The organism is Okeania sp. SIO2B9 (assembly GCF_010672505.1).
Lineage (GTDB): Bacteria > Cyanobacteriota > Cyanobacteriia > Cyanobacteriales > Microcoleaceae > Okeania > Okeania hirsuta.
Genome location: NZ_JAAHGK010001550.1, coordinates 1 through 1,543, shown reverse-complemented (window position 1 = coordinate 1,543; position 1,543 = coordinate 1). Strand labels below are relative to the sequence as shown.

Below are 1,543 nucleotides of genomic sequence, written 5' to 3'. Positions count from 1 at the left end.
TGGTAGGAGACAGGAGACAGGAGACAGGAGACAGGAGACAGGAGACAGGAGAAAACCCACCCCTAACCCCTCCCAGGAGGGGAGAAATGGCTTGGGAGCGAGGAGGTAGGAGCAAGAATTGTCAGAATGATTTTTCTGCCCAACTATGCGCCTAAAATACTAGCTTTTTGAGCGTTTTCAACTGAAACAGGGACACTTTTTTCGAGCATAAAAATGCTCAAACCTTTATATATCAATACTTTTATAATTAATCAGCAAGCCTTAATTATCAATAGATTAAATTTTGATTAATATAAACGTTTATCGTAACATCGTAATATGAATAATCAAATAACTTTCATTCTCAAAGTCCTAATTCTCTCTGCTGGACTGTCTTTGCTAATTAAATATGCTGGCCCTTATCTTTCCATTTCTTCTACAGCAACCAACGCCATCATTGCTGTACTTACACCTCCAATAGTTGTAGGGATATTATTGGGGTTGCGACTTTTGGAGCAAGTTGAGAATGTAGAGTGATATAGAATCCGGATAATTACTATAGCTAAGTCATTGCGACTGAAACGGAGTGGAAGGAAGCAATCTCAGGGGTTGTGCGAGATTGCTTCCTATCGTCGCAATGACGACTGTTCAACCGGATTTTATATGAGCGATCGCTCCAATCAAAACATTAAGTATATTCTCAATTAAAGCTCAAATAATTACTATTTCTTCAGGATTAACTAACCAAGTATATCCAAGAGAAATAGGTTTTTACAGTATTAAATAAACGACTATCAGCAGTGTAAAAATCTGCCTATAATTGTTCTGCAAGAGCAAGATAATGAGCATCATAAGCTGCTGAAAGGGTTAAGTTTTGAGCTAAATTCAAAGCACGTCGATGCAAACTAGCATTACCGTGAAGGATAATTTCTAAACTCAAAATATATTCCAAAGCTTCTGTTGCCTCTTCTGAAGTTAATAAACCAGAAATAACGTAGCGATGAAAAGCATTAGTTACCTTGTAATAAAAGAAAGTAGGAGTAATTTTAGAATAGCCTTGCAATTCCCACTGAGTCCATAGATTACTAAAACGAGGTACTTCAGTACCAATAGTTGCTAACCTAATAATAAAACTTGATCTATGCAAATTATTTTTTTTTCATTCATTCTCTCCTTCCGGAAAGCAAACTTTCATTAATTTTTCTGTGCGTTCTTCTCTCATTTTGAGAATCAATTCTTCAGGAGTTATTTATAATACTTTTTTACCTCGACGCTTTTGTATTTTATCTCCTAGTTCTTGGAGTTTTTGCAACGTGTTTTGCTTTTGATATTTATGTTGAAGTTCAGTCTCTAATAAAGTTCTTTCTTCTTCTGGAAGAGAACGAATAACTTGAGCTAAAGTTTGTACTAATTCAAAATTCATAATCAATATATAATTTCTAGAAATTTCAAACGCTTTAATGCATACTGCTATGCCATGTTAAAAATATAGAAATTATATATTGATTATGAATTTTGAATTAGTACAAACTTTAGCTCAAGTTATTCGTTCTCTTCCAGAAGA

4 protein-coding genes are annotated in these 1,543 nt (G+C 34.6%); 2 read left to right on the top strand and 2 right to left on the bottom strand.

What is annotated here, in order from left to right; translation table 11 throughout:
• Positions 1 to 318 precede the first annotated feature (318 nt).
• On the top strand, positions 319 to 516 hold the full coding sequence (locus F6K13_RS32515; protein ID WP_287289829.1) for a hypothetical protein: 198 nt from the start codon (positions 319 to 321) through the stop codon (positions 514 to 516).
• Positions 517 to 549: 33 nt separating this feature from the next.
• Positions 550 to 687: a hypothetical protein gene (locus F6K13_RS32510; RefSeq protein ID WP_287289827.1), complete on the top strand. Its 138-nt coding sequence runs from the start codon at positions 550 to 552 to the stop codon at positions 685 to 687.
• A 106-nt stretch (positions 688 to 793) separates the two neighbouring features.
• Here the strand turns inward: F6K13_RS32510 and F6K13_RS32505 are convergent, their stop codons facing one another.
• Both F6K13_RS32505 and F6K13_RS32500 read right to left on the bottom strand, forming a co-directional pair.
• Positions 794 to 1,126 carry a type II toxin-antitoxin system VapC family toxin gene (locus tag F6K13_RS32505; protein WP_287289825.1) on the bottom strand — a complete coding sequence of 111 codons (333 nt, stop codon included), beginning with the start codon at positions 1,124 to 1,126 and terminating at the stop codon, positions 794 to 796.
• A gap of 102 nt (positions 1,127 to 1,228) precedes the next feature.
• Positions 1,229 to 1,402, bottom strand: a complete 174-nt coding sequence (locus F6K13_RS32500; protein WP_287289823.1) for a hypothetical protein — start codon at positions 1,400 to 1,402, stop codon at positions 1,229 to 1,231.
• Between the last annotated feature and the right edge of the window lie 141 nt (positions 1,403 to 1,543).